This window comes from Bartonella sp. B12(2025) (assembly GCF_053795135.1).
Genome location: NZ_CP200031.1, coordinates 609,078 through 634,620, shown reverse-complemented (window position 1 = coordinate 634,620; position 25,543 = coordinate 609,078). Strand labels below are relative to the sequence as shown.

Below are 25,543 nucleotides of genomic sequence, written 5' to 3'. Positions count from 1 at the left end.
TCGATTAGAGGTTTTTGATTAACACTCCAGAGGAGTGCCGGGTGCTCAAAAACACGGTCGATAGTCCGTCGTTATGCTTTCCCCATAAAGGGTATTGTATAGCATAACCACACCCGACAAAGCCATTGTACACATGCAGTGTATAATGAGTCAAAGCTTTTAATGTGCGGAGAAGAGATTGTTTCGGCAATCTATCCGCTATCGATTTAAGGTGTTTTTGAGGCACCTGATTCGAAAATAAGCACAGTGATTTTATTTTGTCAACGAATAAAATTGCTTTCTGTTCTATCTGTCCTTGTAGATGTGTTAAAAATCCGAGCATCGCCTCAGGACTTGAGTAGTCAATCTGCGGTGCGGATACTTGCTTCGCACGTCGCTCGCACTCGATAAAATACTGACGTGCTTGCTTGCCTTTTTCGTTACGCTCTACCATGGCAAGCTCTTTTGCCATGTCGAGTGTGAGGTGATATTCTATACTTGGACGACCACCTGAGGGTTTCGGTAAATTTTTACCGAAACTGACAAAGTCCTGATTTTCTGAGAAAGCATATTCCTCAATACGATTTTTTATCCAATTTCTAAATTCAGATTTGACTTCCAAAAACGCGTGCAATTCACGTGCATTTACTGTCTGAACAGTTTCCTGATCGATTGTTTGTTCTGATATTGGTATAAGAGTGTTCATGATGAACTCCTATCGATTAGAGGTTTTTCATTGACACTCGAGAAGAGTGCCGGGTGCTGAAAAACACGGTCGATAGTCCGTCGTTATGCTTTCCCCATAAAGGGTATTGTATAGCATAACCACACCCGACAAAGCCATTGTACACATGCAGTGTATAATGAGTCAAAGCTTTTAATGTGCGGAGAAGAGATTGTTTCGGCAATCTATCCGCTATCGATTTAAGGTGTTTTTCAAGCACCTGAATCGACAATAGACATATTTCAACCATATTGTCAACGAATAAAATTGCTTTCTGCTCGTTTTTATCTTTTAAATGCGTTAAGACAGCAATGTCATACATTCACTCTTTCTGCAATCTTGATAAAAAATAGTATCATCAGCTCTAGTAGCACTTAAAATTAAAGAATGTGGAATGTCGGAATTTTGCTAACATCTATTTCACGCTCAGCATGCCAAGCATCATAAGCTGCTTGCATGCGCAACCACACAGCAGCACCATCCCCAAACATTTTTCCTAAGCATGCTGAAAGAGAGGGAGAGACAGGTTTTTTGGCACATAGAATATCGTAAAGATGTTGGCGTGATATACCAAGCATTTGTGCAATTTCTGATTTTGTTTTGCCGGTTTCAGGAATGATCTCTGCCAGTAAATCACCTGGATGAGAAGGGCAACGGTTTTTATCTCTTTGTGCAGAAATATCATTCATAACTGTATCCTTAGTGATATTGTTCAAGATCAACACGATAAGCATGGCATGTATTAAATTCAAAGGTAATACACCATGGTCCATTAACATGAACAGTATAACGGGTGGGTGAATATCCAATCAAAGCATGAAAATTAAATCCTGGTAGATTCATATCTTCTAGTCTTTCAGAAACATCTAAACGATCGAGACGAACAATGATGCGTTTTACAAGTCTCTTATCAATCTTGGATGATTTTCCTGTTTTGAATAATTCAGCCAATTCTTTGCTTTTAAATGTTTTAATCATTCCTTCATATAATGTAGAAAATGATAAGTGTCAACAGATAGCTTACATTAAATGGCAGCGATCAATGGTTACTCCCAACCGTAAACAGCGAGCCTTATCCCCATGAAGATGAGCATTTTAAAATGCATTTTGCTTCTGCAATGAGAGCTTTGTAGCTTCCGTTCTCTCACACATCTCTCTCATCCATATGGATAACGTCCTCACCTTCATCATATGACGCGTAAGGTGGAGCGTTGGGATCGATAATGTCATCTTTGTCTGGTGTTGTATTGGCAACGTTTCCCGCAGCATCTTCCTGTGCTTCGTCAAAGAGTTCGCATTCTATTTTTGTGGTATACCCGCCTATCTTATCAAATTTGTGCTTAACGCTTTTGATGCGCCATTCTGCTGGGATATAAGGTCGAAGTGGCGGTTCTTGAACAAGCTTTGCTTCTGCTTGGATTAAGGGATTACCACCCATGCTACACGAAAAGGATGATTTTCCACGCAATGATTTATTACGATAAGCAGCAATTGCTGCAACAGCTTCTGATTGATTATGATAGGTGTATTTTAATTCATGAAAGGGCGCATTCCCAACTTTGACCTCTTTTTTTTTCACCACTGCGTAAATCATGATAAGCAGCAAGAACACCACCCTTTTTCTCTTCTTCTTGTCCAGATATTTGTTCTGTTTCTTTTAGATTCGGTGATGTAGGGTTTTCTTTTGTATCTCCTTCATCCATATGGATAAAGTTTGCATCTTCCCCAATCTCTTCTGGTGCTCGTGCAGCAGAAGCAGCTTTTTGATCGTCACCCACATCCGTTCCCAAGCCATTGGCTGCCCCTGCTTCATCACGCGCGCTATACTTAAAATCCCAAGAGCTACACATTTGTTCATTGATAGAAACGATAGGAAGTGGCTCACCTGTTATCGCTTTGCCAAACCCGCGCTTGGCAAGCACGAGTTTCCCATCAACAGGCTTTGCAACAGCGTCATATTCCGCGGCAAGGCGTGCAGCAAAAGCCATGTCACTTTCCGCCTTTTGGTCACTGTGACGCACAACAATCTTTGCCAAAGTAGGATCAACTTTTGCTGTATAGCCGTTGCGCTGTGCTATTTCCTGGATAATGCTGCCTAATGTTTGTTGGTGATAGGATTGACTTTTAGGTGTTCTATAAGAGGTATTCATTGAAGCTGCGCGCCCTGTAATACTCAAGCTTTGTGGTGGGCTGCTGACAGATATTTCATCAATCAAGTACGTGCCCATGTCACGCACAACTCCCCCTTCATAACCGATAGTGATAAAAACAACTGTCCCAATTAAAGGGATATCTAGAAAGCTGTTATCACTGTCACGTGCACGATCATCAAGCTCTATGGTGATACGGTCACTTTTCTCTTCTGCCTCATCGGTAATTTCAATCGACAAAACATAATTCATTAAAGAGCTTGTAATGTCTTTGCCATTTGCCATCACTCTGCAAAAAGGCTTCATTCTTCACTGCCCCAAATTCTAATCACTGGTGTTGCTTTTGGATAAGGCAAGGAAGGCAAAACAATTGTGATACCTGCTTTTAAGATTGCTCCATAATCTGCAAGACCACAGTTAGCAGCATAAACACGTTCAACAGCAAGTGCTTGCTGGCCTTTGGGATAATATTGCCAGCAAATAGCATCAACCATATCGCCATCTTTGGTTACGTAAAGATCACTCATTGGTCATCACCATATTCTTTTAATCTCACAGTAAATTCCTGTTTTTGAGGTGTGCCATTTTGATGAAAAAAGCTCTGCTTTTCCTCAACGGAAAGAATGACAAATTTTCCTAAAATTCTCCCCTGTCCCGTAACAAGGATATGCGCACCATCATGCGCCATTCGCCGCAAGTGTTCTATCTGTCTAGCCCCACCTTTAAAGTCTGGATATACTACCCCTGTTAGAGAAAGTTCTGCATTAGCAACAGCAGGTAATTGAAGGGCGGCTTTTCTCCCCAAGCGCCCCTGCTCTACCCATGGAACATCGTACAACAGATCAAGTTTTTGATAAGCTGCTGTTTCAACAGAAAAAATAAAGTGTCCTAAAGCCAACATCATAGTATTTAATCCGAGAAACTTGACGCTATAGCTAAACGCTGTTGTCTAGCATGACGTTCAAGGGCTTGATTGACCGCAGCGTTAATATCACTGGGAGAACCACTTCCCCCTGAGATATTCAAATTGCCAATAGTGATAGAAGCATCCACCTTCGCAGGTTTGCGCACCATAATTGGATCAAAAGTATTAACGGCTTTAGCTTTTATTTTTGTAGCATCAATTAAATTGCTTGTGCGCTGTTTAGGTGTGCTATTTGTAACAACAGCTGCATCGGCTATTTTTTTTGCACGCGTGCTCGTTTCTTCGGTAAGATTTTTAATAGTCTCAGTTGAATTTTTATTAATTGTAGCGCTAAAGCCTAGCTTTTGTTGCATCCAACTAGGCATCCAGCTCGTCAATTTTTTAACCGCACCGCCAAGCCAATCGGACATCATCTGCCACACGCTTTTCATACCATCCCAAAGTCCCTCAATGAGATTAGCGCCTGAATCCATTAAGTTGACCCCAAACAACCAGTCAATCAATGAATTGATCTTTTTTGCTATCCAATAAAGTGGCGAAAAATTTTTAAAGAGAGTAAAAAGATTATCAAAAACATCGCTGCATAAAGCAGCAAAGGAATCCCATAACTTGCTTAGATAGCTTGTTACCGTATCCCAGTTTTTGTAGAGTAGATATCCTGCCCCAACAAGTAATGCAATACCGCCGATTATCCAGCCTACAGGCGTGGTCATGATTGTGATGCCAAGCGATACAAATGCTGAACCTACTGCAGCTAACGATGAAAGCAGTGATCTTCCAAGAGTTGCAACAAACCTCATAAAAGCTGAATCAACCGCAACTAACGCTGAAAGCAGTAACCTTCCAAGAGTTACAGAAAGCCCGATAAATGCTGAGCCTACTGCAGTTAATACCGGAAGCAGTGATCCTATAAGAGCGATAGTAAGCCTGATAAAAACTGCACTAATCACAGCTATAGATGTGACCAACCAACCATTAATTTTATCCCAGTTTTTATAAAGCAGATATCCAGCTCCAACAAGCAATGCAATACCGCCGATTATCCAGCCTACAGGCGTGGTCATGATGGCAAAGCCAAGCGTAACAAACGCTGCTCCAAGTGCAGCTAGTGATGCAATGAGTGGCCCAAAAATAAAAGAACCAAGTGCAACAAGACCAACCTTCAAGAGGGTTATTTCACCAATCAGCGGCTCCATCCACTTAAACCAGCCTTTAATCCTTTCTGTAATATTGGCAATATTCTTTCTTAAATCGGAAGCAGGATCCCGTAGATCTTTAAGCACTTGTTTTAAGGTTTTAGCCCATCTCGTAACCGTTGTTTGAATGAGAGCGCGGTTATCATCAATCAAGGCGGAAAAGGCATCTATCAGATCATTCATAACAGGCATGAAACGCGCACCGATAAAACTGGCAACCCCTCCTAATTGACTCTTAAAGGCACCAAATTTGTCGCTTAAATCTGCCGCATAGCGTGCGACATCGGCACCTATCATCCATTTCCCTTTCCTCGCATCTGCAAAAAGACTTTTGATTTTTTCCATACCCTGTGACAGCATAGAAGCCATTTCCTTGCCATCACCACCAAAAAGCAAAGCGGCAATATGCTGTCTTTGTGCTTGATTGTGCATCTGGCTCATCTTGTCGGTAATTTCTTCCAACAAAACTAAATTTGATTTAAGCTTCCCTGAAGCATCTTTGACAGAAATGCCAAGTGCCTCAAATCCCATAATCCCTCTTCTTTGCCCAGCATATGCTTGTGCAGAACGCCTATTTAGCACCGCTAAAGATTGTTGAAAAAGTTCAGCAGAAGTCCCCGAATTATCCGCTGCATCGCCCCATAATTGAAGCGCTGCAACACTCATGCCTAAATGCCGTGACGCATGGTAAAGACTATCCCCCATGTGCATGGTTTTCATAGTGACAGCACTCAAACTTGCCACTAAACCACCACCAGCAATTCCTAAAGCACCTGAAAAAACTGCTGTGCGGCTTGCCGCTGTGCCAAGGGCGCTTTGAACACCCTTAAGGCTTGCTGTCATCTTTGTTACCGCCGCAGAAAAGCGAGGAACACCCAATCCATGCGATAATTCCTTAAAACGATTCTGTACACGTTTAAGAGGTGCGGTGATTTTATCCTCAAGCGTTAATTTTACCTTCGCATCAGCAACTTTCTTGCTCATTTCGTTTTATACCTTTCTGCGGCTTGCTTTCGCCAAAAAATCAACTCTTGCGGTTCCATTTCCAGCATGTCTGAAAGCGGCCAATGAAAAACAATGGCTATATCTGCTATGAGCTTAACGGCGGTTTCCCAGTCGAGGTATCCCGCCGTTTGATAAAAGATTCCAAAATCTCTCCAATATTCGACAAATCCTCAATATCAAGTTCCCCAACAGCTTCATGGGGCCATCCAGAAAGACGCGCAATCATTGCTATCGTTTGCTCGATACCTTCCTTTTTATCAATCGCTTGCAAATCCTTTGTTTTTGCACGACGTAAGGTGATTTCGGTCTGTTTCTTTCCTTCAAATTCAACGGGAACAAATAATTGATGGGTAATGCTTGTTTGTGCTGTCATTTTTATAATCCTAAAAGCTCTCTGTGTTTTTCTAATTGATCTACACCATTGAATTTTCTAACCATGTTGATTGCGTCTATCTCGACAACCTCAACGTCCTTCTGAACATATTTGAAATAATGCAATGTGAATGTGGCTGTGGACGTAGCCTTATTTCCTGGCTGCCATTCGGCCATTTCAAAGCCTTTGCAAAGCCCTCGCATGGTGATGGCCACCCCTTCTGCTGGTGTGCCTTGCGCTTGCATCGAACTTCGCAAGGAGATGTCAACATCAGACCTTCCCAATTGCGCCATAAGTTCTGGAGAACAATCAGAAATGGTCATGGTCAGTGTTAAAACTTCAAGTCCCATATCCAACTCAATGGGCACATCCATGCCGCCACCACGGTAACTTTCAACAACGAGGTTTAAGTTCGGCAAAGTCACGCTTTCACACTTTGCCTGATAGGGAATGCCATCCACATAAATGTTAAAATATTTCAAAATCCTTGGTAAAGTTGGTACAGCCATCAAGCAATCTCCTCTAAGTAATCATTGACAATTCGTGAACGGAAAGTGATATGTTCTGCTGGTGTGGACGGTGTGAATTCAACATTGAAATAAACTTTACCGTCTTCAATAGCACTTGCGGTATTAAGCTCTGGATCGGGAGTGCAGCGCCCACCAAGAATTGCCCCTTGTGCTTTTAAATCTCGCAAATAGGCATTAACGCTTTCGCTGACATCACTCATGTAAGTTTTTTTGATATTCCTATCAACTGCCCACATATGCCCGCGCAAAATGGCATCATTAATCATATCCGCAGTTCTCACAACCGATAAAAAAGCAAATTTTGTATCGCTTGAAAGCGTGCGATTGCCCCACAGGCGATAGCCATTTTCGCGGATAATTGTTGTAATGTTTTGTTCATTAAGAAAGTTAGCGCGACTGGATCTGTCACCAATAGAAAAATCAATCGGACGTGTTACGCCAACAATCCCATTAATGACTTTGTTGGAAGGAGAATGCCAAAACCCGTGCGTAAAATCTGTTTGAGCAAGAACACCAGCAAACACCGCGCTTGCAGGTTCTTCTGAGATTTTTCCATCACGATGCACATTTATAAAGGGATCAATGAGAAGAGCGCGCTTTGAATCAAAACCCTTTGCCACGATAAGAGCTGCTTCATCCGTTGTGTTTGGTGCGTCAATCACCACAATGGCACGGAGCCGCTCCGCAATACCAAGGAGTTCTGCCGCTACAGGATTAGTTGTTGCTTTAATTTCTGCTTCAGCTGTAGCGCCAGTGCCACTTCCTTCAATCGTAACACTTGGTGCAGTTTGATAATCAACATTATTCTCTTTAATGATAATAGACGAAATTGTTCCTTTCGAAATGGTAGGTGTTACCTTCGCTCCACCTTCAACTTTAACCCACGCAGAACTATAACCGCTCCCGGGGTTTGTGACGATAATCTTGCTAAGGATTATATGACATTGATGCGTAAAGCCTGGAGCAATCAAAATACGTGGCGTTTGTCCAAGAATAGATTGTGCTCCAATTAAAGCATGGACACCTTCATAAGAACCATTTGCATTAACACCACCAAGAACATTAGTGAGTGTGGCGTTTTCATCATCGCCTTCTTCTACCCGTACGACAACAACAAGAGCTCCCACTTGCTTGAAAATCAGATCAAGAGCATTGGGCAAAGTCCCGCGTCGCTTACCTGTTTTATCAAGTTTAGCTGCTTGTGAGAGTGATCCTGACACCAAGACTGGCGTATTAAGTGGAAATGCTTGTGCATCCGCATCGGGTGCAGTCCCCACAATCCCGATAACTGCTGATTGAGCAGTACGAAGTGAGCGTATACCGTCATCGGACTCGATAACTTCAACGCCATGTAAAAAGCCTTCTGCCATTTCTATGCTCCTTTAAGTGATTGGCTGATGTTAATGAATGGGAAAAATAGTAATTGGATAACTGCTTTTAAAAGCTGCATATCCTTGGTTTTTATGCTGTTGATAGAAATCTTGACTTAGTACCAAAATGGTACTAATGTAATAAAAAAATCAGGATCTGTTTATGAAAATTATTAAAGTCTCTACACTTCAAACTTTTTGGAAAAAATATCCTGATACTGAACAATCGTTAAAAGCATGGGTCGATGAAGCGAAAAATGCACAATGGCGTTCTCCTCATCACATTAAAGAGAAATATAAAAGTGCAAGCATATTAAAGAATAATCGCGTTGTTTTTAATATTAAAGGCAATGACTATCGCCTAATTGTCTCGATCTTTTACTCAGCAGGTTGGCTTTATATAAAATTCATAGGAACACACAAACAATATGATGCAATTGACGCCAATACTGTAGAATTAAAGGAGTTTTAAAAATGGATATAAAACCCATTCGTACTGAAAAAGATTATCAAGAAGCATTGGAGATTATCTCTGCAATGTTTGACAATCAGCCCCAAATTAATACCCCAGAATTTGATAAAATGGAGGTTCTTGCTTTATTAATTGAAGCTTATGAAGCTGAACATTATCCTATTTATCCTCCTCATCCGATTGAAGCCATCAAATTTAGAATGGAACAAATGAATTTAACCGCTAAAGACCTCGTTCCTGCAATCGGTCACTTAAATCGTGTTTACGAGATTTTGAATGGAAAAAGAAAATTATCACTTCGCATGATTAGAAACTTGCACCAACAGTTTCATATCCCGCTGGAAAGCCTGATCCATTACCCGAAGACCTCATGATTTTATAGCATAAACAACTGTTGCATTCACAGGCCGCGTTTCTGCCTCACCCGTTGCAGAAATAGTAATCCCATGCGTATGGGCACCAGCAGGTTTTGTCGTATCCGATATGGTTTCACGCCTATAATAAGGATTCCTGTGACCAATGTCATTAGCGTTCATCCCAACTCCATTATACTGAAACTGATGTGTATGCTCACCTGCCTCTTCAATGAAGCCAAAATGCGTATGTGATTCTATGCTACCTTGCTGTATATAAGCAAATTGTCTATTTGGGTCTACACCACGACCATCATCAAAGCCACGTAAAAATATTCCTCTAAAATCAGGAACTTTAAAGGTTGTATCACTGCGTTTCCCCCATTTATCGCCTATCGCCTTAAATAATTGCGGATAATCTTCACGTTCATAGGTCGCACCATCACACAAAAGCCAACCGCTTGGCACTTCTTGCATAGCAAATGCCGCAATGAATCCAGGGGGGAACATTTCCTTCATTGCTTGATATATTTCTTGAAGTGCTGCAGAAGCTTCATTTTTTGTATAAATAGCTTTGCCATTAATAGTGACTTTACCTTTAAAATTATTCGCTTCTTTCCATTCATTAGCGCTTGCTAAACGTCCATAAGAAGTCTCAAGCCCGACAATATCCTCTACTTTATGTTGGTGTGCACCTAAGAGCGATTTAGCACTACCAAAAGTAAAATTATTGTTACTTGATTTATAGAGAACATAATTGTTGGCCGCATCTTGTGCACCCTCTACATCTGCTAACTCAGAGAGTGAAAAACTTTTCTCCGCAGGCATCTTGGCCTTAAGAGCCGTTTCAAGACCTGTGACATCGCTTATCGTATGTACATGTTGTGAAGGTGCTTTTTCTTTCGCTCGTGTCTCAATATCCGCAATGGCTTGGTCAATTTTTGTGAGATTTTCACGCAAAATTGGAAATTCAGAACTTATAAAACGACCTTCTTTGGGTAACTCCATATTCAACTTGTCTGTTTTTGCCATCTTTTTCTCCAATCACAATATGCCTGCACCAAAATCACTCACCACTGATCGCGCTGCGGGGCTACCCGTAAGTGTCAATTTCAACCGTGCTTGTTTGGCTGTTTTGTTATCACTAATAAACTTTCGCTCCACCCAAAGCGGTTCAGCGAGTTGTTCTGTCTCCTCCAATTTCAGCGGAATAAAAGCTCCATCATCGAATTGAATATCCATGCTGAAGGATGAACCACCCGGCAAAAAGGTTTTGATATAACTGGTGAGCTTTGATCTTTCACCAAAAGAAAAAGCGCGGGTAACATAGGTTGCTTGCTTGTTAATTTTTCCGGAAATCAATTGAACTGGAGCAAATAACACAGGCGAGAGTTTTTCTGTGCCCTTGAGAACAGCACGAAGTTGAACTTTTTCGCTGATATATTCTGTTAAACTGAGTAACTGAAACGGTAAAAGCTGGTAGACTGTGCCATTGTTTCTTTCAATTTCAAACACAACAGAACAATCGCTGGAAGGCAATTCTATTGCTGCACGAACTTGTAAATCTGAACAATCAACAAGATCAAACTCTCCTAAATCGACAATTTTTTTTGTTTGTCTATAACGTGCTGCAAGCACACGAAAGGTTAAGGCCTCATCTTGATGAGCTGTCCAGCTTTGCGCATTAACAGAAGAAAAACGCGGACCCGTCACATAAGGGTGACTTGAGACATATCTTTGCTTTTCCTCGTCAAAATCTCCAAGTTTGGCTAAAGCAATAGAGTGATTACCGTCATCTGTCTTAATGACAAAAGCTGTTAAGCGGTCATTAGACACTGTCAACGGGATATCATAGCGCGCCTCAGCCCAACCCGTCTTTGCCTCCTTCATGGAATAAAATGCTTGCGCTTGAATATCAGCTGTAGGATAGCCGTTTTCTGTTGTCACCAAATCAATCACCAAATCATGAGCGGGATCACCAATTTTACAAAGGTAAAAATCAACACCGGTTATTTGACGTGTTTCATCAGGAATAAAGACTTGCGCTTGCGGATCAAACTTCGTCCAAACACGCACCGTTGTTGTACGCCGCATGACCTGTACATCAATCACACCTTGCCCTGTAAAAAGACCCGTTGCGGTTGTCCCTCCTTTACCCCTCGCCACAACGTTTTTTGTTCCTGCAGTAATGTTTTCAGGAATCTTCAATGTTCCTTCAAGGACACCCTTGGCATCAGCAATGAGACGACTCTTTGGCAAGACATTGACGCCATCAAAGGTCAAGCTTTCCAAGATTTCCCCTTTGCCAAAACCTTCAATTTTAAAGCCAAGGTCAATTTGCCTTAAGAAATCTATTTGCTCCTGATGAGCGTTGACCAGTTCATTGCTGACTTCCGTCGTTTTTTTACGTTTTTTGGAAATTCCCATAAACAGTTGATTGGTCACGCTTGAAAGCCAATCGGTGCGCTGTTCGTGCCAAAAATCTGTAGCAGGGTTCAGGGTGAGCGTGCCGGGAAGTGGTGCAAAATTTTGATAAGGATTGATTTTTTCGCAAGCCGTCCTCAATTCTTGTGCAATGATGACTTCATTGTCCCAATCAAGGGTGACAGGAGAGTGTAAAGGAGCAGTATAAAATGTTGGCTCAATGGCAAGCTGCAAAATGCCATCCCCAATGGCGCCTGTTTGCGAAAACCCCTCATCTCTGTAAGAGTCATCAAGGAAAGGATCGACAAACATTCCTTTTTTTGCAACAGGCTCTTTTGCATCAACATTGCTTTTAATCCGCTCTAACTGCATAAGACGGTCAAGGGATAAAACACGCTGGAAATAACGCCACATCTCATCATAGGGGGCAACCCGGGTGCCGTCATTTTTGACAACGGGCAAATCCATCCAATTATTGCTGATCGTCGCTAAAGACAACACATCATCAGGCACACTCGGTGCCATGGGATCATCAGCTGAAACACCTTTGATATAAACCACTGTGCCTTGCGCATTCAGTCCTAAACGATCAATCCGTGGTAATTTATAAGTATAACTGACAATAATATCACCGCCTTTTGCACCATCTGAGACAGTGATTTCTTGCGCGGTGACTTTATCAGCATTCACTTGCGCGCGGGTGCGATAGATGACCGTATAAGTACTGCCGGAAAGTGGCTCACTACCAGCCAGCCCCCAATCGATCGTGTCACCGGTTTTTTTAAAATCAGTGCCTTCTTTAAATTCCTTGTTCCCTTGGCTGACTTTAACAAAAGACGTGATACTTTTATCAGGCATGCCATCGCGTCCTGAAGCCACTGCACCACGCGTTACATTCACGGTTTTTTCTTTTGTCAGCAAAAGAGAATGAATGGCTGCAACAGGAAAGTAATAGGGTTTAAAGGTGAAACTGTTTCCCCCTCCCGTTGGGGAAAAAATATGCGTTTCACTTGGAACAACTCCTTCGGAAAAATCTTCCAATTCCTCGTGTCTCAAAGCCGCAAGGCGCTTACGTTTAAAACCATTAATATTGGCTTCCCCTTCTTGAATACTGAAAACTTGATTTTCTCCCTCTTTGCCCAAAGCTGTTACGCGGCAACCGCTGACAATATAGTGTCCATGAGCGCGATCGTACGTTGCAATGGCTTGCATAGCAGGCTCAAGCAGTGATGGCGATTTTTGATCGATCAAAATGCCATCTTGCAGCACATAAACAGGGAAAAAAGCCCCTTCTTGGGAATCATCTTTGAGTGCCCAGACAAGCTTTACTGTTTCGCGTGCTGCCCCTGGTTCACCTTCTGCCAATGTTCCCGCAACTTGACCCAACAACTGTGGATCATCCTCATGCGTAATCCACTTTTTTTGCAGTTTTACACCAATTTCAATGCGACCAACCATGGCAACATTCTCCAAAACAGCTTCTGAAACTGGGAAAATATCGCCCGCAAGAAAAATCTTGCCATCCGTTAACGTGACAGTTTGGCTGTCTTTGTTCACAAAAGCATCAGCACGTTCAATGCGATCACCTTCTTTTGCCACCAATCGTCCTAAACGGTCATGACGCCCTCTGATGATGGTTTGCATCTCGTTCAACTCGCCACTTTGAAGAAAGGAGCGCTCTCCATAAAACACAACACTTTGTTGTTCTTCTTTGCCAACAGATCTATCAATCGCGAATGGCAAACCACTTTCATGTTCCATATTAAAACCTCAGCAAAATTTTAAATTGTGTGCGGACATCAGCGCGCAAAGAAATGTTTACGGGTGTTTGCATGATCTCAACGCCCCCAATGAGAGCATCAGATTTTAGCCAAAACTTTCCCAAAGGCACATCTTTTGCAGGCGTGGCATGCACCAGAACAGAAACAGAAGCTGCTTGCCTACCATCAACATCATGAAAATCCGTACGAGCGGACAGCAAGACCATTGTGCCGGTTATTGAGGGCGTAAATCTCTCACCTGAATAGCTATAAACCCCGTCTAGTGCCTGTTCCACAGGCTGGACAATGTTACATCTGCGAATGCCAATGACAGCATCATTCGCATCCCTCAAGACAAAATAAAGAGTTCGATCTCTAAACCACCAAGCCAAAAAGATACTCCGCTCATGCCGTTTAACCGAGCACCAAGGAAAATTTGCCGCCTCCCATGGATAATCAACTCCATCCCAGCTTAATTCTTCTTCAGTCTCATCAATCCAATTGCCAATGAGCTCACCTTCTGCCTTACGGAGAGTATGATTGATGTCTACGTCTCTTCCAAAAGAAAACAATGTCTTGCTTGCGGTCATGCGCACGCCACTTTCGCGTTCAAGCAAAGCATTATCGAGGCTCGACATATTGCCTTCAACAATCCCAGCGCTATACCCATAGGTAGCGCGTCGAAAATCAGAGCGTAAACTTTTAGAAAGGTTTGTGATCGCCACAATTGCTTCGAGACTGCTTTGTTCAGGTAAACGATCAAAATCAAGCTGGAAGGAATTCCACCAGACACGTCCTACCCATGCTGCCGTAAAATGCGCAGAGAGCTTCAACCATTCTAACCCCATATCAATAGCTGCTAACGACCCGCGTACCTGCTGCCATTTGGAACCTGTATCAAGCAAGTCATAAAGATTTGGAACATAGGGTGTTAACTCACCAAGACCATATTCTTCAATTAGCCACGGCAAAAAGCTCGGTGGACGGATAAGAAGCTTTGAGCGTGAAATCCCCGAAATAATATCATCAACATCTTTGTGAAAATCGCAAGCATCCGCAAGGCTTTTTTCAAATTCTGTTGCATTGGTCGGGAGTAAATATCCAACCATTAGCGTGCACGGCCTTTAAAATTTAATGTGATTTTGCCAAGCGACAAAACCTCTTTATCTGAAACAGCAATATCCTTTGTTGGCTCAAGAGCAATGATTTTCTGCACACCAGGAATCATCAATTTTGAAACCCACCATGATAAACTCAATTCGCGGCCAAGAGTTTGTTCTTGCCTCCATGCCGCTCTTAAATTTGCTTCCATTTGTGCTAAAATTGTCAGTGCTGTTTCTTGTAACAGCCAAATGTCTGCTTCCAAGTCTACAGTTTTTGCCACAGCAGCATGAACAACAATCGTATCATTGGTCATAATCACATTCTTTTTGTGAAGCGCTTCTGAGACTTTCTTGATAAGCTCTTGACTGGCTGTTTCTTCATTGTTGCTGAAAATGGCAACATGAATGGTTGGGTCTTTCCCTGTACGGTAAACAATGGCATCCTTAACGCGACTATCTGCTGACAGAGCCACGAATTTGTAATAAGGCTCTGTCCCACTACCTTTACCGCTGCGGACATGAAGCCTAATGCGTTCACGGTATTTATCATCACTTTCATCTTCCATTCGTTGAACACCGTGCCAATCTCCCAAAGCATCAAGAGAAGTGCCCGTTGCAAAATCAAGAATGTTGTTGCGTGCTGCTTCATTAATGCGTTGTCTTAAAAGCAGTTCGCGATAACTGAAAGCCTCAATGACTTTTAAAGCTGGATCACTTTCAAGAAACGTATACTCGGGCAAAAGCTCTTTTAAATGGGCAAGGCTCTCTGCACGGATTTCCTCAAAAGAAAGTTCTGAAATGATTTCTGGTTTAGCAAATGTTTGACTCATTTTATCAGCAACCCTTCCATGGTAATGGGTTTCCCTGATGGCAAATAAATTCCTGCAAATGACAAGGAAACTTTTCCAGCCTCAACCAATTTCAAGTCAATTTCCTTCAATTTGAAACGCGGTTCCCATTGATCCAATGCTTCCGCAATCGCCCCATAAAGCGCAACCGCAAAAGCATCATTAACGGGGGCATCAATCAGTTCAGGAACCCGTGAACCATAATCCCGCCGCATCACACGCGTGCCAATCCGTGTGGACAAAATATCAAGGATCGATTGACGCAAATGATCGATGCCGGATAAGGGCTTGCCTGTTTTCCGATCCATTCCTGTGGTCAAATGGGAACTCCTGTCATAGAGCCGCCAGAAGCAACACCACCATGAATGTGAGATGCTCCTACATTGCTACCGTTATGGGTCAAAGAGCTGCCATTTATTGAAACATGACCGCCAGCTTTTAGAGAAAGATTGCCCTCTGCACTTAAGCTCACATCACTTTCTGAAGCAATTTTGATGCCATCAGGGGCTGTAAGCTCTAACATGCCACCCTCTCCTTTCATGGAAACGCCATCAGAAATCGTGAGAATGAACTTGCCTCCTGACTTAATAGAAAGGGCATAGCTGTTTTGTTCATCATCATATTCAATGGTTGTCCCGTCAGGATAGATGGTTTTGTGAAGACTCCCTTTATCAACTGCTTGGGTCTCATCGGTATGAATGGAACCAACAATCACCCCTTGCGATAAATCTCCCGATGACGACACAACAACAACTTGCTCGCCAACATCACGCCCCTCATAAGAACAGGTTTTACCAGCACGCGCTTGTGTGTCTGGAATCCAGTCACTGACCATAGTGCCACTTCTTACTCGATAACGGGCGTTTTTATGATCCGCATGGCTAATCTTTCCTACAACGACCATATTCGCTACACGCCTTTTTAAATCCGTGATTTCTTTATCGCGTCTCTCAAGCATGAAACCCCTCAATCTTTTGATATTTATCTTCGTTTTTTCTCCCCGTTTCGGGATCAAAACCTACTAAAGGCTCAACAGACTTTGCTTCTATACTTCCTTCATCTGCATCAGGAATATTCGTTACGTAAGTGACTTCGAAAGTTAAAATGGCACCATGAAGCGCTACAGCACCATTATCACCAAAGGCAAAAGCAATATTCTGCAATTGGCAGCTCTCAACTGTATTGTTTAAATTGGGATTGCTATAAAAGATGCTTTCAACTTCCCATGCCAACTGATCTACACAGCGTGCACTATCTTCCTGCGTTGCGTAACATTCAACATCAACGGTTAAAACACGCCGCCGTAATCCATGGTCATGTCCCTCTTCTAGTGTCTCATTTTGCGTAGAAACGTTAATGGCTGGCATACTCTCAACAGAAAAATTAAAATCCCGCATATTGAAAACATTCTCACAAGCAACCGTTTTTGCTGCTTTTATCAAGGCAACAAAGCTTGCTCTTATCGTCTCTCTCGGGGGCATCAATGCTCCTGTTTAATAAGTTGATTTTATTATATTTTGTAGATATGTTTTATGAGCAGCCGTTAACATGCAGTACAAGGAAATCAGCCTTTATGAAGACCTCAAAATTAAAACAAATGCCTGTTTTTAAAACGGATGCAGAAGCAGAAAACTTTGTTGATACTGCTGATCTTACTGATTATGATTTAACTGGCTTTAAACCTGTTCGTTTTGAGCTTTTATCTAAAAAAGATCATCCAAATTAATTCTATCTCTATGAAAAGAGCTAAGCATGAACAATAACCATTATACGTATCGTGTTTTGTGGTCACAAGAAGATGAAGAATATATTGGTTTATGTGCTGAATTTCCGTCTCTTTCATGGTTAGATGCTCAAGAAGAAAATGCTTTAAAAGGCATTATGAACCTCGTTTCAGAAATTGTTAAAGACATGCAATGTAATGGAGAAGATGCCCCTATTCCTTTATCACAATAGGTATATTTATCTCCCCCTGCATTAATGAACCTCCCCACTTAAAAGTAGGGAGGATATTTTATATTTTTAAGCCACTTTCTTAAGTGGGTTTTCTAAAACGCGTTTTGCTTCATCGATCAATGTTTTATAGTGTTCAAGTTCTTCTTCAAGGTCATTTGCATCCAACAAACGCCTCATCATCACCCCTAAGACTTTTCCAATGCCGGAAGGTTGTTTTAGACACTCATAAGGAAATAATTCATAATCAACAGATTGGCTTCTTAGTTTCTTCTCGCACTCAATAAAATAACGACGGGCTTGTCTGCCTTTCTCGTTACGCTCTACCATAGACAACTCTTTTGCCATGTCTAAAGTGAGGTGATATTCTGTCATGCTTACATTTTGACGCTCCCCCGTTTTGGGGAACGTTAAAATGTAGTCTTTTTTGCAAACAAATTTATATATTTTGATGCGATTTTTAATCCATGTTGTAAAATCGCGACCTACTTCTAAAAACGTGTGCAATTCACGCGCATTCACTGTTTGAACAATTTCCTTATCAACTATTTGTTCTGATATTTTTATTAGACCGTTCATAATTAACTCCTTGGTAATAAATGTTTTTGATTGACATCCAGTAAAGGATGTCGGGTGCTCAAAAACACGGTACCAAGTCCGTCGTTATGCTTTTCCCATAAAGGGTATTGTATGGCATAACCACACCCGACAAAATCGTTATACGCTTCTATCACACAATGAGTCAAAGCTTTTAATGTACAGGGAAAGATCGTTTCGGCAATCCATCCGCTTGGTATTTTAAGGCGTTTTTGAGGCACCTGAATCAAAAATAGATACATTGTTATAACTTTGTCAAGTGATAAAATCATTTTAAATTTAGAATAATGCTGCACTTGAAACTCCACCATAATTGTATTACATTGTGTTTCACTGCAATACGATCAATTAAGGAAAAATTGTTATGGTCGCTAGTCGTATGGTTCAAGCGCGCGTTCCAGAAAATATCCAAAACGTCGCTAATGAAGTTATTCAAGCATCTGGTTTGTCCGTTAGCGATGTGATTAGGGTATTAATGACACGCATCGCACAAGATAAAGCTATTCCACCAGTGTTGTTTCAACCTAATGCAGAAACAGTAGCGGCTTTTTCTGAACTGGATACAGGCAATCTGCAAAAGTTTAATTCCGTAGACGAATTGTTTGATGATTTATATGCGGACGATTGAGCGTACCACTGTTTTTAAACGTGATTTCAAGCGTCAAATGAAAGGACGGTACCGTCATCTTCTAGATACTGATTTGCGTAAAATTATCGAAGCGCTAGCGAATGACCAACCTTTAGAGTCTCGCCTTCGTGACCACGCACTAACTGGGAATTGGAATAATTACCGAGATTGCCATATTCGATCTGATTTAGTCTTAATTTATCGCCTAATTGACCAAGATAGACTCATTTTAGTACGTCTTGGATCTCATTCAGAGCTTGATCTTTAATCTCCTTTTCTGCCTTCAGACGAAGATGCCTCCCGCAAAATCAGCTTATACATGCCAGATTCTGAAGCTTGTACATCTGTTACAATGAAATGCTCTTGAGAAGAGGTATCTTTGCTGTTTTCAAGAGACGTAATCACAACACCATCCTTAAGGCTTGGTGGTACCCCTCCGATGTCATTAATACAAACATCCAGTTCTTTTCTTGGGATTGTCGTGGGGATTCTACCACCTGCTTCCGATTCTGAATGTTTAATGCCGTAAATTGCTGTAATATCAAAGGACTGCCCTGTTTCTTTTCGTGTGTAGACAACAGGCTGCCCAAAGGTGTTGCGCACATCTTTCACCATTTTCTTGAGCAGCCCGTGCCATAACATCATTTCGCTCCTATAACGCCTTTAAAGAGCATTTCAGGACGTGTGCAAATATAAAGCGGATAGCTATACACTTCAGGTTTCACCCATGCGTTGCGCTCATGATCTGCTATAAGAAGGGTATAAAGAGGCTTTCCAACTGTATTAGCAAAATCTAAAGATTCTCCTGGAGCAAATGTTTTCTGGAACACACCGGGTGCATCAACAGGAAAGAATTGACACTCATCAGGTTTAATCCCTATTGCACGTTTTGTCCCAGCTTTAGCACTAACGCTATAGTTATGAATGCTTCGGTAATTAATAAACGTCACCCCAGCAAAATCAAAGCTGCCAAAGCTACCCGAGCCAATAGCACTTGGTGTTGCAACTCCCCCTGCACTATTCAATGTCTGTGCTAAAGCTGTATTTAAATAGGTTTCACGAATTGTTTTGTGGTTCTTTAATTTGGAAAAGAATTCATTTCCACAAAGCCCTATAATCCGTGAACGATCCGTAAACGCACCCTTTGATGCCTCAATCATCTTCATAATCACTTGATCGACAATATCAGCAATATCTGTCTCTTCCGTGTTTAATTTAAAATCGATGGGCTCTGGTGGTTTGATTTCCCATTCCTTATACCAATCGACAATCACTGATCCATCGGCGTCAAGGACAACGCCTTGAATAGCGCCAAGCTGCATATTCTCCCATGTCAATTCAATTTCAGAAATCAGCTTTTTTTGTTTGCGAGCGATATATTTCATCGCTACCTCAAGCTGGTCCTCTGTTCCAAATTCTCGACGATTTTGGATTTCTTCTGACTTTATCGTATCACTTTTGGCAATACGGGTTGTTTTGAAAAAACGAAGATTACGCCCATCTCTATCCGCTTCAATTAAAGGGGCTCCACGTTCACTCGTTTGAATCAGCGATAAAGTATTATCACGTCTCTCTATGCCAACAACCGTCGTGCTTGTCTCAACATCCTCAAAAAGATTAAGAGAGCTGATAAGGCTTGGCTGGAATTCGTAATTTTCAATCGCTTTCATCATTGTCGTGGTTGAGAAAGCATCGTGTTTAAAAAAATTCATGTCCATGTCCGCATTCTCCTATCGCAATATAATTTTATTTTTTTCTTCTAAAGATTGAATGGCCACCTTCTTCTGCTCATCTGTGATTGTACTTGGCCATATCAACTCAGAGGCTTTCACAGTACACAAGCGTGCCGTAATCACTGCACGCCGATCTTCCTCTGTCGCATCAACATTGGCATAAGAAATGCCTGCAGGCACTTTGCTTCCATCCACTGCTTTGGGATTAAGCGGGACATATTTCCCCGTTGCAGTTACTTTTCCCATGACAGTTCCTGCCATAATTTCTGCTCCTGATGCGAAGGTAACTTCTTCATTTGATAAATCTGGATCATAACGCCCAAGATAAGCGCTATCACGAATGTCTTCATGAAAAATATCGCTCATTTTATTTTCTCCCAGTCACTGCTTTCCAAGCGGTTCCCCACTTTGCATTAATCTTCGCCTTACTATTCCCATCACCATGCGGAACATAAGGCGACACTTTCAAAGACCCACTTTTGGAGGAAGCAGCTGTTAAAACGGCATGGCGTGCTTTATCTAGGCTCATACCGTTTTTAATAGCTTTTACTGCATTAAAAGAAACGCCTAAGCGCTTTGCTTGTTTTTCAAGATTCGTTAAAGCGCGTGCACGTTTTCTTTCTTGTTCACGCACGGCTTGAATGCTTTTGTGCGTATCTTCGTCATCTTCCCCTTCATCGTCTTCTTCGTCATCTTCATCAAAGGCTTCGACATTAATGTCTATGTCGTCATCGTCTTCTTTTTCGTCTTCTTCGGTAACATCGACAATTTCTTCTTCGTCATCTTCTTTGATAATGTCTTCCTCGGCTCGATATTTTGTACGTGCCATGTGTTTGATCCTTCTTTTTCTGTTAATGTTAGAGGTGATTTAATGGAACCCATCAAGGCTTCCAAAGTCTGCGCAAATGTGCCCTGCGCATCTGCTAATCCAAGCGCGACGGCTTGGGTGCCTATAAAAGTCTCTGCCTTAGTCTCTCGAATGGCGGCAGCACTCATTGGTCTACTCTGTGCAACCAAATCGACAAACATGTCGTAGAGGAGTGCACAATCTGCTTGCATTTTTATCTGTGCTCGCTCCGCTAAGGGCTCATGGGGGTTGCCGTGAACCTTATGATCGCCTTCAAAAATGAAAGTCCATTTATGGCCATTCTTTTCATCTGCACGGGATTGATCCAGATGCGCACAAACAACACCGATTGAGCCAACAACACCCGTACGTGCAACCCAAATTTGTGACGCAGCACAGGCAATTGCATAAGCCGCAGAGCAAGCAAATTCATTGGCATGCGCCCAAATAGGTTTATTGTATGCCTGTGACAGAGTGCGAAACTCTTCTACCAAATCAAACACACCGCCCGCTTCACCGCCGCCACTGTCAATATCCAGCAGAACAGCCAAAACATCAGGCTGTGCAATGGCTTCACGAAACGACTTCCCCAAACCTTCATAAGACATAATCCCTGATGAAGCACTAAGCCATGCACCACGACGCACGAGCGTGCCATGAACCGGTAGTATCGCAATATTGTTTTGTACCACATAAGTCTCAGGGGGTCTGAAAGCCGCCACATCACTTGCCGATAAAGTTCCAGCGGCAAATCTTTCCCCATCAAAAAGACGCGGAGCAAGAGCATTAAGAATGACATCAAACTTTGTAGAAGAAAGCATATGAGGCACACCGAAAAGCCGTGATGCCAAAAACGGTAAATCAAGGTTATTCTCCATACCCGTGTGCCTCGCTGCCCTGATTGCTTTCATAGTCATCGTTTGAATCTTCATCATCAATTGCTTTATGATCGATGGAGAGATCTGCCATATCCGTATCAAAGGATAAGCCACGCCCTTGAGCATCTTTGCGTTCTTCTTCAAGCTCAACATGAATGGTATCAATGTCAAAACCACGTTCAGCAAGCGCCATACGCCGTGTTTTTAAGCCTGCTCTAATTTCTTCTTTTTCTGCCGAAATATCCTTGAGGGGATCAATCATTTCAAGTGGCGGTGCAAAGCTCTCACATTGTATCCATGGCAAATAATTTTCTTCCCACCCTGGCAAATCAATACATCCAGCAAGCACGGCCATTTCAACAAAACGTTCCCAAATAATGCGGTTGAATTGAAAAGCTATAATATGCTCGCGCCATTGTTTAATCTGGCGTCTAAACTGAATGATCGATGTGCGCACATTAGAAAAGTTGCCCCGCGTTACATCCCCCGTCACAACCGCATAAGGCATATTGAGTCCTTTGCAAATTTTCAAAGTAGTGCGAAATTGAAAAGCTTCATAAGACCCGCCAACCTCTACGGGATTAGAGAACTTAATGTCCGCGCCCTCTTCCATTTTTTGGATTCCACCTGGTTCAAGTATAAGAGGAGGCTCATCTCGCGGTTCTTTGTTGCTTTCTTTGCGGTTCTCAGGCAAACTTGCATAACTGTCATTAGAACGCGTAATAAATCCCGTGAGAAGAGCAGCCGTTCTTTTTCTATCAAGCTCAGCATCATCATAAGCTTCAAGCTGAAAAATCTTTGTCAAACTACGCGTCACTTTTGGTGATCCACGCAATTGACCAGCAACCCGCCTTTCTTTTATATGAAGGACCATTTCTGCTGGTACCCGCACACGCTCTTGGTTTCCAAACGCTTTACTCAGTGGACTACTATCATAAGGATGATGCTGCCAAAAATGATAAGCAACACGCTTCCCACTGGCATTAAACTCAATCCCCATGCGGATATAATTACCTTCAATTTCAGCAACTCCGCTATAGGTTAAATCAAGCATTTCTGCGGGATAAATTTGTAATTGAAGCGGTACACCGGAACGCCCATAAAGGTCAACATAATGCAATCTCACAAAGCATTCACCGGTTAAAAAAACTTCCCGCGCAATCGTTGCTTGTAAACCATAAAAATTAGCATCCTCGTCATAATCAGCTTCATCAACCCATTGCCACCAAAGATCAAGAAGCTTCTTCTTTTCTTTCTGAAAACCTTCAATTTTAGGATAAGGTTTAATTCCATCACTGACTGCTGCTGAGACCCATTCTTCTGTTGCAGAGCCATAAAGCGCCTCATTATCATAGAGCCACCTTGACCGTGCAATAATGGTATCACCTGTCGCTTCAATCGCTTGGTTAATATGTTTTTTTGCAGGGTTTAACCCTCTCATTCGACGACTGCGACTTGCAGCTTCAAAAGGCGGATTATGATCGCTGGAAATGCGAAACAAACCCGTTACTTTACTCAATAATCCAGCCATTAATAACCACGCCTCGCATCTATATAAAAAACACGAGAACTTCCACGCCCTTCAAGCTCTGCTATTTGCTTGTCCAGCATCGCAAGTGCCTTGCGTAACTCTTCAACAGAGCGGTTTCCAACTTGCTTGTCACCGTGACGCACAAATTGCGCTCCTGAATAAAGAGTCTCCTCAAGTTGCTCTCTTCGTTTTTTTAACTCTGCAATTTTTTCAACTTTGCTCTTTAATGGATTTAAATTCTCACTCATAAAATATCCCACTCTCTTTGCATGTAAGGATTCACCGATCTCCTCAGTTGTCTCCTTTGAGGCTGTCTTGTCTGAGATTGTGTTGGAAAAGATGTTGTACTCTCTAAAGACGCCTCAACATTTTTGAGACCTTCCAAGCGCTCTTCTAAAATACCAACCTCTTCATTGAGATTCAGGCCCGCTGAAATCAGACCTTGCAAAGCCGCATAAGCATAGACACGACAATCCAAGGCCTCGTTTCTAGCCTTCTCACTTTTCTGCCATTCTATGCGCTTAAAGCCTTTGAAATATTTGACGACCTTCTTTTCAGCTGTCAGCTGCTCGAAATATTCTTGATCGAGGCTTATATGAAAGTGCGTTGCCCCTGCTCCTGAAGCTTCAGAACCTGACTTCTTGAAACGCGCTGTAATGATGTCTTTGGCAGCATCAACACCCACCATATAAAGATTAATCTGCCCCTTGTTATTTCTGCTCGGACGACGTGGCCATACCGCTCGCCACCCTGCCTGACCTTTCACTCCCCATATGCGCCTTCCCTCGCGAGGACGGACATAATTGTAAACAGCCTGAGTGTGACTGCCTCCTGTATCAATACAAGCTGCCGTGATCCTTATGCCATTTTTGTAACCTGGATGTGGCCAGTGTTTGGCAAGATATTCATCTAATTGATCCCAAACTTCAAAAGAGGACGGATCACCTAAGATCACTTGATAATCAATATGCCAGCTTTCTTCACCACGTCCCCAACCGACAACTTCCAATTCTAATCGATCATTTTGCACATCAATACCCGCTGTCAACAACACAGCTTGCGACGGTGCAAGAGGATACTCTTCACGCCGTGCATAGAGGCTTTCAGGATCAATCACTTCACCCGTTTTATCTTCCCATGGCTCTCCAAGAACCGTGTTGATAAAAGGCTGTAAAAGTGCAGGATCATCTTTGGCATCTAAAAATTCACGCGCACACTCTCCCCATGTCAACCACGGTGAATAGAGTGCTGAAATGTGATAAGAACGTAAATTCGGTCGACTTGATTCACTTGTTGGAACCCAACACGCTCCCCTTTCTTCAGACATCAAATCTGCTTTGCGATGCTCCGCATGTTCATGACCACAATGGGCACAAACAAAAACCGCCTTTTCTGGTGACCCTTTCGGCCATTTTATTTGTGACCAAACAATCGGCTGTAACACACCGCACGCATCACAAGGCACGTTGTAATATCTCTGATCTCCAAGCACAAAATCTTTGGCTATACGGCTAGTGTCACGATGTGTTGGTGTCGACAATTTAAAAATCTTTCTTTGCACAAAGGTCGATGTACGCTTTTCGGCAATCACCACGGGATCACCTTCATTATCCACGCTCAAAGGATACGCATCGACCTCATCCAAAATCAGATAACGAATAGGCATAGAACGAAGCCCAGCAGCACTATTGGCTCCTGTGAGCATTAAGACGCCCCCATCAAACTCCTTCGAGAACATTGTGTTACCACTGTCGCGTGCACGAGCGGGGGCAATCCGTTCACTTAAAGCAGGACTTGCTGTAATCATCGGATCAAGACGAGTCTTCGACAGTTTCTTTGCTGTCTCAACCGTCGGCATCACGTAGAGTGCTGGACTCGGACTAAAATGAATCGCATAACCACAGAAATTCAGTCCTGCTTCCGACATACCAACCTGCGCACCTTTCATCACAATGGTTGTTTCAATCGGCACGTAAGAGGAAAGATTATCCATGATTTCCCGCAAATAAGGCGTCCGTTTTGTTCTCCACAATCCAGGCTCTGCACTTGCCACTGTGCTCAAATATCTATTTTTATCCGCCCATTCTGAAACCGTGTAGGGTGGATCTGGTTTTCGAGCTTCATTGGCATGCGAAAAAAACTCTTTTACCGCACGATCATCCAT

The 25,543-nt window shown here is 42.5% G+C and carries 34 protein-coding genes and 1 pseudogene; 6 read left to right on the top strand and 29 right to left on the bottom strand.

Annotated elements, in window-relative coordinates; all coding sequences use genetic code 11:
• Positions 1 to 4: 4 nt before the first annotated feature.
• The 12 genes and pseudogenes from V3564_RS02820 to V3564_RS02765 form a co-directional block, all read right to left on the bottom strand.
• Complete coding sequence (locus V3564_RS02820; protein ID WP_455481305.1) at positions 5 to 685, bottom strand: antA/AntB antirepressor family protein; 681 nt, start codon at positions 683 to 685, stop codon at positions 5 to 7.
• Positions 686 to 701: 16 nt separating this feature from the next.
• A complete protein-coding gene (locus V3564_RS02815; RefSeq protein ID WP_455481304.1) occupies positions 702 to 1,025 on the bottom strand; it encodes a hypothetical protein in 324 nt (107 codons plus the stop codon).
• A gap of 58 nt (positions 1,026 to 1,083) precedes the next feature.
• Positions 1,084 to 1,392 (bottom strand): HigA family addiction module antitoxin, encoded by a 309-nt coding sequence (locus V3564_RS02810; RefSeq protein WP_455481303.1) that lies wholly within the window; start codon positions 1,390 to 1,392, stop codon positions 1,084 to 1,086.
• Between the two features lie 10 nt (positions 1,393 to 1,402).
• The gene (locus tag V3564_RS02805; protein ID WP_455480074.1) at positions 1,403 to 1,681 is read right to left on the bottom strand and encodes a type II toxin-antitoxin system RelE/ParE family toxin; all 279 of its coding nucleotides are present in this window, start codon (positions 1,679 to 1,681) and stop codon (positions 1,403 to 1,405) included.
• A 166-nt stretch (positions 1,682 to 1,847) separates the two neighbouring features.
• Positions 1,848 to 3,159 (bottom strand): annotated as a pseudogene (locus tag V3564_RS02800) (phage late control D family protein).
• Complete coding sequence (locus tag V3564_RS02795; RefSeq protein WP_455481302.1) at positions 3,156 to 3,380, bottom strand: tail protein X; 225 nt, start codon at positions 3,378 to 3,380, stop codon at positions 3,156 to 3,158. Before V3564_RS02795 ends, V3564_RS02800 begins: the two are co-directional and overlap by 4 nt.
• On the bottom strand, positions 3,377 to 3,757 hold the full coding sequence (locus tag V3564_RS02790) for a phage tail protein (protein WP_455481301.1): 381 nt from the start codon (positions 3,755 to 3,757) through the stop codon (positions 3,377 to 3,379). Before V3564_RS02790 ends, V3564_RS02795 begins: the two co-directional genes overlap by 4 nt.
• 5 nt (positions 3,758 to 3,762) lie before the next feature.
• A complete protein-coding gene (locus V3564_RS02785; RefSeq protein WP_455481300.1) occupies positions 3,763 to 5,958 on the bottom strand; it encodes a phage tail protein in 2,196 nt (731 codons plus the stop codon).
• Positions 5,955 to 6,017 (bottom strand): hypothetical protein, encoded by a 63-nt coding sequence (locus V3564_RS02780; protein WP_234924827.1) that lies wholly within the window; start codon positions 6,015 to 6,017, stop codon positions 5,955 to 5,957. The genes V3564_RS02785 and V3564_RS02780 overlap by 4 nt, the downstream gene beginning before the upstream one ends.
• Positions 6,018 to 6,064: 47 nt before the next feature.
• Positions 6,065 to 6,352 carry a phage tail assembly protein gene (locus V3564_RS02775; protein ID WP_455481299.1) on the bottom strand — a complete coding sequence of 96 codons (288 nt, stop codon included), beginning with the start codon at positions 6,350 to 6,352 and terminating at the stop codon, positions 6,065 to 6,067.
• A gap of 2 nt (positions 6,353 to 6,354) precedes the next feature.
• Positions 6,355 to 6,861, bottom strand: a complete 507-nt coding sequence (locus V3564_RS02770) for a phage major tail tube protein (RefSeq protein ID WP_455481298.1) — start codon at positions 6,859 to 6,861, stop codon at positions 6,355 to 6,357.
• Positions 6,861 to 8,252 carry a phage tail sheath C-terminal domain-containing protein gene (locus V3564_RS02765; protein WP_455481297.1) on the bottom strand — a complete coding sequence of 464 codons (1,392 nt, stop codon included), beginning with the start codon at positions 8,250 to 8,252 and terminating at the stop codon, positions 6,861 to 6,863. The genes V3564_RS02770 and V3564_RS02765 overlap by 1 nt, the downstream gene beginning before the upstream one ends.
• Before the next feature lie 163 nt (positions 8,253 to 8,415).
• Between V3564_RS02765 and V3564_RS02760 the strand changes: the two genes are divergently transcribed.
• A complete protein-coding gene (locus V3564_RS02760) occupies positions 8,416 to 8,724 on the top strand; it encodes a type II toxin-antitoxin system HigB family toxin (RefSeq protein WP_455481296.1) in 309 nt (102 codons plus the stop codon).
• A 2-nt stretch (positions 8,725 to 8,726) separates the two neighbouring features.
• Positions 8,727 to 9,098 carry a helix-turn-helix domain-containing protein gene (locus V3564_RS02755; protein WP_455475512.1) on the top strand — a complete coding sequence of 124 codons (372 nt, stop codon included), beginning with the start codon at positions 8,727 to 8,729 and terminating at the stop codon, positions 9,096 to 9,098.
• On the opposite strand, the gene V3564_RS02750 is transcribed toward V3564_RS02755, so the two are convergent.
• The 7 genes from V3564_RS02750 to V3564_RS02720 are packed head-to-tail and all read right to left on the bottom strand — an operon-like array spanning position 9,093 to position 16,693.
• A complete protein-coding gene (locus V3564_RS02750; RefSeq protein ID WP_455481295.1) occupies positions 9,093 to 10,109 on the bottom strand; it encodes a Bgr_08870 family protein in 1,017 nt (338 codons plus the stop codon). The two genes, V3564_RS02755 and V3564_RS02750, sit on opposite strands and share 6 nt — an antisense overlap.
• Positions 10,110 to 10,121: 12 nt before the next feature.
• On the bottom strand, positions 10,122 to 13,262 hold the full coding sequence (locus tag V3564_RS02745; RefSeq protein WP_455481294.1) for a DUF4815 domain-containing protein: 3,141 nt from the start codon (positions 13,260 to 13,262) through the stop codon (positions 10,122 to 10,124).
• A gap of 1 nt (position 13,263) precedes the next feature.
• On the bottom strand, positions 13,264 to 14,370 hold the full coding sequence (locus V3564_RS02740) for a phage tail protein (RefSeq protein WP_455481293.1): 1,107 nt from the start codon (positions 14,368 to 14,370) through the stop codon (positions 13,264 to 13,266).
• Entirely contained in the window at positions 14,370 to 15,194 is an 825-nt protein-coding gene (locus tag V3564_RS02735; RefSeq protein WP_455481292.1) for a baseplate J/gp47 family protein, read from the bottom strand. The genes V3564_RS02740 and V3564_RS02735 overlap by 1 nt, the downstream gene beginning before the upstream one ends.
• The gene (locus V3564_RS02730) at positions 15,191 to 15,532 is read right to left on the bottom strand and encodes a GPW/gp25 family protein (protein WP_455481291.1); all 342 of its coding nucleotides are present in this window, start codon (positions 15,530 to 15,532) and stop codon (positions 15,191 to 15,193) included. Before V3564_RS02730 ends, V3564_RS02735 begins: the two co-directional genes overlap by 4 nt.
• Positions 15,529 to 16,170 (bottom strand): phage baseplate assembly protein V, encoded by a 642-nt coding sequence (locus V3564_RS02725; protein ID WP_455481290.1) that lies wholly within the window; start codon positions 16,168 to 16,170, stop codon positions 15,529 to 15,531. The genes V3564_RS02730 and V3564_RS02725 overlap by 4 nt, the downstream gene beginning before the upstream one ends.
• Entirely contained in the window at positions 16,163 to 16,693 is a 531-nt protein-coding gene (locus V3564_RS02720; protein ID WP_455481289.1) for a hypothetical protein, read from the bottom strand. Before V3564_RS02720 ends, V3564_RS02725 begins: the two co-directional genes overlap by 8 nt.
• 92 nt (positions 16,694 to 16,785) lie before the next feature.
• On the opposite strand from V3564_RS02720, the gene V3564_RS02715 reads away from it, so the two are divergent.
• Together V3564_RS02715 and V3564_RS02710 are read left to right on the top strand one after the other, a co-directional pair.
• Complete coding sequence (locus V3564_RS02715; protein WP_455475709.1) at positions 16,786 to 16,938, top strand: CopG family antitoxin; 153 nt, start codon at positions 16,786 to 16,788, stop codon at positions 16,936 to 16,938.
• Between the two features lie 26 nt (positions 16,939 to 16,964).
• The gene (locus V3564_RS02710) at positions 16,965 to 17,168 is read left to right on the top strand and encodes a hypothetical protein (RefSeq protein ID WP_455481288.1); all 204 of its coding nucleotides are present in this window, start codon (positions 16,965 to 16,967) and stop codon (positions 17,166 to 17,168) included.
• 66 nt (positions 17,169 to 17,234) lie between these two features.
• Here the strand turns inward: V3564_RS02710 and V3564_RS02705 are convergent, their stop codons facing one another.
• Together V3564_RS02705 and V3564_RS02700 are read right to left on the bottom strand one after the other, a co-directional pair.
• A complete protein-coding gene (locus V3564_RS02705) occupies positions 17,235 to 17,744 on the bottom strand; it encodes an antA/AntB antirepressor family protein (RefSeq protein WP_455481287.1) in 510 nt (169 codons plus the stop codon).
• A 2-nt stretch (positions 17,745 to 17,746) separates the two neighbouring features.
• Complete coding sequence (locus V3564_RS02700; RefSeq protein ID WP_455481286.1) at positions 17,747 to 18,058, bottom strand: hypothetical protein; 312 nt, start codon at positions 18,056 to 18,058, stop codon at positions 17,747 to 17,749.
• 68 nt (positions 18,059 to 18,126) lie between these two features.
• Here V3564_RS02700 and V3564_RS02695 point away from each other — a divergent pair, with 68 nt between their 5' ends.
• Together V3564_RS02695 and V3564_RS02690 are read left to right on the top strand one after the other, a co-directional pair.
• The gene (locus V3564_RS02695) at positions 18,127 to 18,390 is read left to right on the top strand and encodes a type II toxin-antitoxin system RelB/DinJ family antitoxin (RefSeq protein WP_455481285.1); all 264 of its coding nucleotides are present in this window, start codon (positions 18,127 to 18,129) and stop codon (positions 18,388 to 18,390) included.
• A complete protein-coding gene (locus V3564_RS02690) occupies positions 18,377 to 18,658 on the top strand; it encodes a type II toxin-antitoxin system YafQ family toxin (protein WP_455481441.1) in 282 nt (93 codons plus the stop codon). The genes V3564_RS02695 and V3564_RS02690 overlap by 14 nt, the downstream gene beginning before the upstream one ends.
• On the opposite strand, the gene V3564_RS02685 is transcribed toward V3564_RS02690, so the two are convergent.
• The 8 genes from V3564_RS02685 to V3564_RS02650 are packed head-to-tail and all read right to left on the bottom strand — an operon-like array spanning position 18,655 to position 25,543.
• On the bottom strand, positions 18,655 to 19,032 hold the full coding sequence (locus V3564_RS02685) for a head-tail joining protein (protein ID WP_455481440.1): 378 nt from the start codon (positions 19,030 to 19,032) through the stop codon (positions 18,655 to 18,657). The two genes, V3564_RS02690 and V3564_RS02685, sit on opposite strands and share 4 nt — an antisense overlap.
• Positions 19,032 to 20,108 carry a major capsid protein gene (locus tag V3564_RS02680; RefSeq protein ID WP_455481284.1) on the bottom strand — a complete coding sequence of 359 codons (1,077 nt, stop codon included), beginning with the start codon at positions 20,106 to 20,108 and terminating at the stop codon, positions 19,032 to 19,034. The genes V3564_RS02685 and V3564_RS02680 overlap by 1 nt, the downstream gene beginning before the upstream one ends.
• A 12-nt stretch (positions 20,109 to 20,120) precedes the next feature.
• Positions 20,121 to 20,489: a head decoration protein gene (locus tag V3564_RS02675; protein ID WP_455481283.1), complete on the bottom strand. Its 369-nt coding sequence runs from the start codon at positions 20,487 to 20,489 to the stop codon at positions 20,121 to 20,123.
• Between the two features lies 1 nt (position 20,490).
• Entirely contained in the window at positions 20,491 to 20,952 is a 462-nt protein-coding gene (locus V3564_RS02670; RefSeq protein WP_455481282.1) for a hypothetical protein, read from the bottom strand.
• On the bottom strand, positions 20,844 to 21,848 hold the full coding sequence (locus tag V3564_RS02665) for a S49 family peptidase (protein WP_455481281.1): 1,005 nt from the start codon (positions 21,846 to 21,848) through the stop codon (positions 20,844 to 20,846). Before V3564_RS02665 ends, V3564_RS02670 begins: the two co-directional genes overlap by 109 nt.
• Positions 21,838 to 23,379 (bottom strand): phage portal protein, encoded by a 1,542-nt coding sequence (locus tag V3564_RS02660; protein WP_455481280.1) that lies wholly within the window; start codon positions 23,377 to 23,379, stop codon positions 21,838 to 21,840. The genes V3564_RS02665 and V3564_RS02660 overlap by 11 nt, the downstream gene beginning before the upstream one ends.
• Entirely contained in the window at positions 23,379 to 23,627 is a 249-nt protein-coding gene (locus V3564_RS02655; protein WP_455481279.1) for a phage head-tail joining protein, read from the bottom strand. The genes V3564_RS02660 and V3564_RS02655 overlap by 1 nt, the downstream gene beginning before the upstream one ends.
• Positions 23,624 to 25,543, bottom strand: a complete 1,920-nt coding sequence (locus tag V3564_RS02650; RefSeq protein ID WP_455481278.1) for a phage terminase large subunit family protein — start codon at positions 25,541 to 25,543, stop codon at positions 23,624 to 23,626. Before V3564_RS02650 ends, V3564_RS02655 begins: the two co-directional genes overlap by 4 nt.

Excerpts from the sequence above, each read along its gene's own strand:
- V3564_RS02820 (WP_455481305.1), bottom strand. The coding sequence starts at position 685 with ATGAACACTCTTATACCAATATCAGAACAAACAATCGATCAGGAAACT.
- V3564_RS02815 (WP_455481304.1), bottom strand. The coding sequence starts at position 1,025 with ATGTATGACATTGCTGTCTTAACGCATTTAAAAGATAAAAACGAGCAG.
- V3564_RS02810 (WP_455481303.1), bottom strand. The coding sequence starts at position 1,392 with ATGAATGATATTTCTGCACAAAGAGATAAAAACCGTTGCCCTTCTCAT.
- V3564_RS02805 (WP_455480074.1), bottom strand. The coding sequence starts at position 1,681 with ATGATTAAAACATTTAAAAGCAAAGAATTGGCTGAATTATTCAAAACA.
- V3564_RS02795 (WP_455481302.1), bottom strand. The coding sequence starts at position 3,380 with ATGAGTGATCTTTACGTAACCAAAGATGGCGATATGGTTGATGCTATT.
- V3564_RS02790 (WP_455481301.1), bottom strand. The coding sequence starts at position 3,757 with ATGATGTTGGCTTTAGGACACTTTATTTTTTCTGTTGAAACAGCAGCT.
- V3564_RS02785 (WP_455481300.1), bottom strand. The coding sequence starts at position 5,958 with ATGAGCAAGAAAGTTGCTGATGCGAAGGTAAAATTAACGCTTGAGGAT.
- V3564_RS02775 (WP_455481299.1), bottom strand. The coding sequence starts at position 6,352 with ATGACAGCACAAACAAGCATTACCCATCAATTATTTGTTCCCGTTGAA.
- V3564_RS02770 (WP_455481298.1), bottom strand. The coding sequence starts at position 6,861 with ATGGCTGTACCAACTTTACCAAGGATTTTGAAATATTTTAACATTTAT.
- V3564_RS02765 (WP_455481297.1), bottom strand. The coding sequence starts at position 8,252 with ATGGCAGAAGGCTTTTTACATGGCGTTGAAGTTATCGAGTCCGATGAC.
- V3564_RS02760 (WP_455481296.1), top strand. The coding sequence starts at position 8,416 with ATGAAAATTATTAAAGTCTCTACACTTCAAACTTTTTGGAAAAAATAT.
- V3564_RS02755 (WP_455475512.1), top strand. The coding sequence starts at position 8,727 with ATGGATATAAAACCCATTCGTACTGAAAAAGATTATCAAGAAGCATTG.
- V3564_RS02750 (WP_455481295.1), bottom strand. The coding sequence starts at position 10,109 with ATGGCAAAAACAGACAAGTTGAATATGGAGTTACCCAAAGAAGGTCGT.
- V3564_RS02745 (WP_455481294.1), bottom strand. The coding sequence starts at position 13,262 with ATGGAACATGAAAGTGGTTTGCCATTCGCGATTGATAGATCTGTTGGC.
- V3564_RS02740 (WP_455481293.1), bottom strand. The coding sequence starts at position 14,370 with ATGGTTGGATATTTACTCCCGACCAATGCAACAGAATTTGAAAAAAGC.
- V3564_RS02735 (WP_455481292.1), bottom strand. The coding sequence starts at position 15,194 with ATGAGTCAAACATTTGCTAAACCAGAAATCATTTCAGAACTTTCTTTT.
- V3564_RS02725 (WP_455481290.1), bottom strand. The coding sequence starts at position 16,170 with ATGCTTGAGAGACGCGATAAAGAAATCACGGATTTAAAAAGGCGTGTA.
- V3564_RS02720 (WP_455481289.1), bottom strand. The coding sequence starts at position 16,693 with ATGCCCCCGAGAGAGACGATAAGAGCAAGCTTTGTTGCCTTGATAAAA.
- V3564_RS02715 (WP_455475709.1), top strand. The coding sequence starts at position 16,786 with ATGAAGACCTCAAAATTAAAACAAATGCCTGTTTTTAAAACGGATGCA.
- V3564_RS02710 (WP_455481288.1), top strand. The coding sequence starts at position 16,965 with ATGAACAATAACCATTATACGTATCGTGTTTTGTGGTCACAAGAAGAT.
- V3564_RS02705 (WP_455481287.1), bottom strand. The coding sequence starts at position 17,744 with ATGAACGGTCTAATAAAAATATCAGAACAAATAGTTGATAAGGAAATT.
- V3564_RS02695 (WP_455481285.1), top strand. The coding sequence starts at position 18,127 with ATGGTCGCTAGTCGTATGGTTCAAGCGCGCGTTCCAGAAAATATCCAA.
- V3564_RS02690 (WP_455481441.1), top strand. The coding sequence starts at position 18,377 with ATGCGGACGATTGAGCGTACCACTGTTTTTAAACGTGATTTCAAGCGT.
- V3564_RS02685 (WP_455481440.1), bottom strand. The coding sequence starts at position 19,032 with ATGTTATGGCACGGGCTGCTCAAGAAAATGGTGAAAGATGTGCGCAAC.
- V3564_RS02680 (WP_455481284.1), bottom strand. The coding sequence starts at position 20,108 with ATGGACATGAATTTTTTTAAACACGATGCTTTCTCAACCACGACAATG.
- V3564_RS02675 (WP_455481283.1), bottom strand. The coding sequence starts at position 20,489 with ATGAGCGATATTTTTCATGAAGACATTCGTGATAGCGCTTATCTTGGG.
- V3564_RS02670 (WP_455481282.1), bottom strand. The coding sequence starts at position 20,952 with ATGGCACGTACAAAATATCGAGCCGAGGAAGACATTATCAAAGAAGAT.
- V3564_RS02665 (WP_455481281.1), bottom strand. The coding sequence starts at position 21,848 with ATGGAGAATAACCTTGATTTACCGTTTTTGGCATCACGGCTTTTCGGT.
- V3564_RS02660 (WP_455481280.1), bottom strand. The coding sequence starts at position 23,379 with ATGGCTGGATTATTGAGTAAAGTAACGGGTTTGTTTCGCATTTCCAGC.
- V3564_RS02655 (WP_455481279.1), bottom strand. The coding sequence starts at position 23,627 with ATGAGTGAGAATTTAAATCCATTAAAGAGCAAAGTTGAAAAAATTGCA.
- V3564_RS02650 (WP_455481278.1), bottom strand. The coding sequence starts at position 25,543 with ATGGATGATCGTGCGGTAAAAGAGTTTTTTTCGCATGCCAATGAAGCT.